The 4,494-nt window shown below is 61.9% G+C and carries 4 protein-coding genes and 1 tRNA gene; 3 read left to right on the plus strand and 2 right to left on the minus strand.

Features of this window, described 5'->3' with window-relative positions; all coding sequences use genetic code 11:
• The first annotated feature begins 51 nt into the window (after positions 1 to 51).
• Positions 52 to 126 (plus strand) — tRNA-Val (locus EN879_RS25315).
• A gap of 403 nt (positions 127 to 529) precedes the next feature.
• Here EN879_RS25315 and EN879_RS25320 read toward each other — a convergent pair.
• Positions 530 to 883 (minus strand): hypothetical protein, encoded by a 354-nt coding sequence (locus EN879_RS25320; protein ID WP_013531688.1) that lies wholly within the window; start codon positions 881 to 883, stop codon positions 530 to 532.
• 671 nt (positions 884 to 1,554) lie between these two features.
• On the opposite strand from EN879_RS25320, the gene EN879_RS25330 reads away from it, so the two are divergent.
• Both EN879_RS25330 and EN879_RS25335 read left to right on the plus strand, forming a co-directional pair.
• Entirely contained in the window at positions 1,555 to 1,812 is a 258-nt protein-coding gene (locus EN879_RS25330) for a PepSY domain-containing protein (RefSeq protein WP_013531689.1), read from the plus strand.
• 153 nt (positions 1,813 to 1,965) lie between these two features.
• Positions 1,966 to 2,448, plus strand: a complete 483-nt coding sequence (locus EN879_RS25335) for a hypothetical protein (RefSeq protein WP_063167997.1) — start codon at positions 1,966 to 1,968, stop codon at positions 2,446 to 2,448.
• A 1-nt stretch (position 2,449) separates the two neighbouring features.
• Here the strand turns inward: EN879_RS25335 and EN879_RS25340 are convergent, their stop codons facing one another.
• Positions 2,450 to 4,339 carry a murein L,D-transpeptidase gene (locus tag EN879_RS25340; protein WP_063167996.1) on the minus strand — a complete coding sequence of 630 codons (1,890 nt, stop codon included), beginning with the start codon at positions 4,337 to 4,339 and terminating at the stop codon, positions 2,450 to 2,452.
• Between the last annotated feature and the right edge of the window lie 155 nt (positions 4,340 to 4,494).

Here is a 4,494-nt window from a genome sequence, read left to right on the forward strand (position 1 = left end):
CTACAGCAGCGCGTGGAATTCGCCCAGAAGAATTTTTGGCGGGCAACGAGCGGGCGATTAGCTCAGCGGGAGAGCACACCCTTCACACGGGTGGGGTCGCAGGTTCAATCCCTGCATCGCCCACCATCGGCCTTCCTGAACGCCGCACCCCAAAATGCCTAGCAACTACACCCCGCCCCTTGCCCGCCAAAAATTCTTCTGGGCGAATTCCACGCGCTGCTGTAGCTCGCATATCTCTGGAACGGGCAGACGTCGGAGCCGTTTTGGACCTTCATCTGTTCGCGATCCCAAAACGACACCCTCGATGCGGTCGTCGGCGCAAAAGACCGTATAGCGTTGTTCCGGCTCAGCGCTCGGGCTTGCTCCATGGGCCGGGCTTCATCGAGCGCCACTTGCCCGACAGGTCGCTGACCGCTTCGTCCGTTAGCCAAAGATGCGTAGTCGCAGCAATGGAAGGCGGCGAGATAGTCGCCGCGCATGAACTCCTGTCGATGGGGCCAAACTCTGCCCTACGCCGGTCGAGCCGCGATCAGCGCTTCATCGCGTGCAGGATGGCCTGCATGTGCTCTTCCAGGTCGAGTTCGCCCCGAGCCTCGGCGGTCAACAGGTAATCGGCCTTGGCCCGGCGGTCGCCTCGGCTGATCGCAGGATAGGAGCAGATGGCAAGCAATGCTTCCTGTTCAATCCGGTCTGCCCTCTTGCGATCGTGGCTGCTGCTGCCCGCTTGATGAACAACCCTGTGAAGCCCGACATAGCTGGCTTCATGGGCTCCGATCAGCGCCCGCAATTCGGGTGAGGCCCCTTCCGCTTCGGCAAATGTCGGTTCAACAACCGAGGCCACGGCGGTGAACGCAAGAAGTGTACGGCGTGTGATTTCGGGCATGCCTCATATCCCTGCTGTCTGATCATGCAGGCACACCATAGCACCGGCGCAACGGTTCGAAGAGATGCTCCTGGACGCGACCGCACTGTCTGCTGACAAAATGTACTCGCTCCCGTAGCTCGCCCGCCCAGCAGCCAGTGTGGCCTTAAGTCGCAAGGATTGGCTTGCGAAAGCGGGGTTTCGGCCTTCATTGACGCTGCGATCGACACCATATGGTGATCCACAGCCCTCCAAACGAGAGAAGCTCGCTTGACGCGGTCGCATAGCGGCCGTCAGCCGGCAATGGCTATGAACCAGGAACCTGAAAAACCATGCCTGAAAATGTCAGACCAATTTCGAAAGACGTCCCCCTCATTCAGCTAGGCGTCTATCAGTGCCGCTTCCCGGTAAGCGAAGACCGGTCGGTACCCGGCGGTTATCGTTTTTGTGCCGGGCCAACTTCGGCGGATCGCGTCTATTGCGATCACCACCACAGCATCGTGACCGCCGTCGACCCTCGCCGAACCCGTTCAGGTCTCCACCCCGCTCAACGACGCGCCGCGTAAGTCAAGCGGGCAGCGGCCCCTCGTTCGGGCAGCTGCAAACCGGTGGACTGAATCGGCACGCATTCCACCCGCGGAACAAACCGGTACGCCAGCGAGTTTCTCCCCGACGAAACTTGAGGGAAAGCCATGTCCAGATTTCTGCTGGCGACCAGCGTCGCCGTTCTTTTCGCCGTCGCGCCGGCCTTGGCCGCGGACGACAAGCCGCTGCCGCCGCCCAATGCCAAGAAGCTGTCGGAGATCATCGCCAAGGTCGAGCAGCGCGACGGCTTTCGCTATGTGGACGAGGTCGACTGGGACAGCGGCGCCTACACCGTCACCTATTACACGGCGGACAAGGCGAAGGTCGAAATCACCTACGATCCTGTGACGGCGGAGCCGAAATAGGGACGCTCCGACGCGAATTCGTTCTCGGCTGCGTCACAGGCTCCCGGCGCCAACTTCGGCGATCGCCCTGGCGCGGGCGCCTCCCCTTGCGTCAGTCGTGCTTTGATGGCTGACTGTCGTTTCCTGGAATAGCTCCGGGCGCCGCATTGGGGGATGGGGATGGCGACGGCAAAGCACGTGATGAAGCGCATATTGATGATGTTGGCCGGCTACTTCGTATCGGTGCTGGTCGGCCTGATCGCCGTGGCGGTGATCTATGGCGTGCTCAGTTCCTTGCCCAATGCGCCCAACTATTTCGACGTCATGGGTGTTTCGCCGATCGCGGTGCTGCTGGTGCCGCCGCTCGGCATGTTCGTCTATTTCCTGACGATCGTGGTGACCGCGCTGCAAACGTTGATCTTCGCGCTGATCGCAGAGTTCTTCTCGCTGCGCAATGTCCTGCTGCACATGGTTTTCGGCGCTGGCGCCGCAGTCGGCGGCTTCGCCCTGATCTGGCCGAGCGCACCGGAGGACATGGACCCGGAGCGTTGGGTCGACATCGGCATCATTGCCGCTGCCGGCCTTGTCGCCGGGTTGCTCTATTGGCTGATCGCCGGGCGCGACGCCGGCTTCCGACGGCCACTGTTCGAGCGCTAAATCAACTCGAAGGCGAGCGAACCGCCTCCGTGGCATCCAGGGCCTGCTTCAGCCGCGAGTCGCGGTCGTAGACGTCGCCGAAATATTCGACCTTGCCCGACAGATCGGGCCATGCGGTGAAATAGGCGACATAGACCGGGATCGTGCGTGTCACGTTCTCGGTCGCGTGGCCGTGCTTCAGCTTCTCGGCGATATAGTCCACGGAGGTGCCAAGCACCGCCGCCGCCATGCCGCGCGGGTCCTGCAGCCGCACGCAGCCATGGCTGAGCGCGCGCATATCGCGCTGGAAGAACGATTTCTGCGGCGTGTCGTGCATGTAGATCGCATGCTTGTTGGGGAACAGGATCTTCAACTCGCCCAGCGCGTTGGCCTCGCTCGGCTGCTGGCGCACGCTGTATGGGATGTTCGAGCCATAGGCGCCCCAGTTGACCGCCGACGAAGGAATGCGCTTGCCGCGCGAATCCGTCACCTCATAGCCGGCCCGGTCGAGATAGCCCGGATCGTTGCGCAATCTCGGCAGCATCTCGTTGACGATGATCGACTGGGGCACGCCCCAATAGGGATGGAAATCGACCTGCTTGATCTGGTCGTAGAAGAAGGAGGTCTGGTTGGTGGTCCGGCCAATGACGGCACGCGTCTTGAGCTTTTCCTCGCCATTGTCGATGTAGCTCGCGGTGAAGGCCGGCTGGTTGATGAAGACGCGCGGGCTGCCGAGATCGGAGGGCAGCCAGCGCAGTTCCTCCAGCGCCACTTCCACCTTCAGCAACTTGTCGGCCTTGGATGTTCCGGCCAGCGACGCGACGGTGCGCGGGCCGATGACGCCGTCGCCCTTCATGCCTGCCTTTTGCTGCACGGCCTTGATGACCGGGATCAGTTCCGGATCATAAACTTCGCTGGTGGCCAGCCTGGACAGGACCTCGCCATAGGCGCCGCCCATCTCGTCATCGAGATTGCGCGCGATCAGGGTCAGCAGCTTCGGCAGTTCGGGGCTGGTTTCGCCCGGCTTCAACAACAGTTTGGGGTCGACGACGATTTCGTTTTCCGCACTGGCCTGCAGCGCTTCCAGTTCGACGCGCAGCGCCTGGTATTCCGCATTCTGCGGGTGCCGCGATTCGAGATAGGTGCGCACCTGCTGGGTATGCGCCAGCGTTTTCAGCACGCCTTGCAGATCGAGCGGCTTGGCCGGGAAATCATAATAGCCGGTCATGCGGTTGGGATCGACGCGGCCGTTCTGGGCGTCGTGGGCATAGCGCAGCACACGCGCCGAAAGCGCCATCTCGAAACGGACGAGTTCTTTCAGTTGCGCATTGGCATCGGTCGTCGATGCGCCGGCAGCGGGCACTTCGACCGTATAGTCGGCGGGCGTGAGGCCATAGCTTGAAGCCTCGCCAAGCACCCGCACCGCATCCTGCGCACGGCTGTTGAGGCTGGTTCCGCTTATCCAGATGAAATCCGGATTGGCCGAGTAGTACGCGATCAGCGCCTTGGCGATGTCGGGCTCGGCTAAGAATTCGTAGTCGCCCAAGCTGGCAACCGCATCACGAAACGCGGCACCCGTAGCCGACGGGACGAAGGCGGCGTCCTGCGGTGTCGCCTGCGCCGGCGTCGCGGCCAATGCCGAGAAGTCGACGCGAACCAGCCGGTCGGCCTTGTAGGTGTAGTAGGACGGGCTGCTGATCTTCACATTGCCGCCGCCGCCACCGGACACTTTCGGCTTTGGCTTGTTCTTCGGTGGCGGGGGCGGAAACTCGCCTTTCGGCGCATGCCTGACGCCGCCGCCGAAAAGCATGTCGAAGAGCCCCTGCGCGCCTGCCTGGGGTACACCGAAAGCCAGCGTCGCCGTGATTGCCATCAGCGGCATCACGGTTGCTTTGTTTCCGAGGAATTTCATGAATCACCCGCTCCGGCCGCAACCGGTTCCCGTTCCGCACGCTCGATCGTCCCGCTCACCGCATGGCGGATGTAAGGCGCGACTATACTGATTCATACCGATTTCGTTAAGCTTTCATAAATTTTGGAAAGCCTGTTGCAGAACGGTTTCACAAG

This window comes from Mesorhizobium sp. M7A.F.Ca.AU.002.02.1.1, assembly GCF_003998535.1.
Classification (GTDB): Bacteria; Pseudomonadota; Alphaproteobacteria; order Rhizobiales; family Rhizobiaceae; genus Mesorhizobium; species Mesorhizobium ciceri.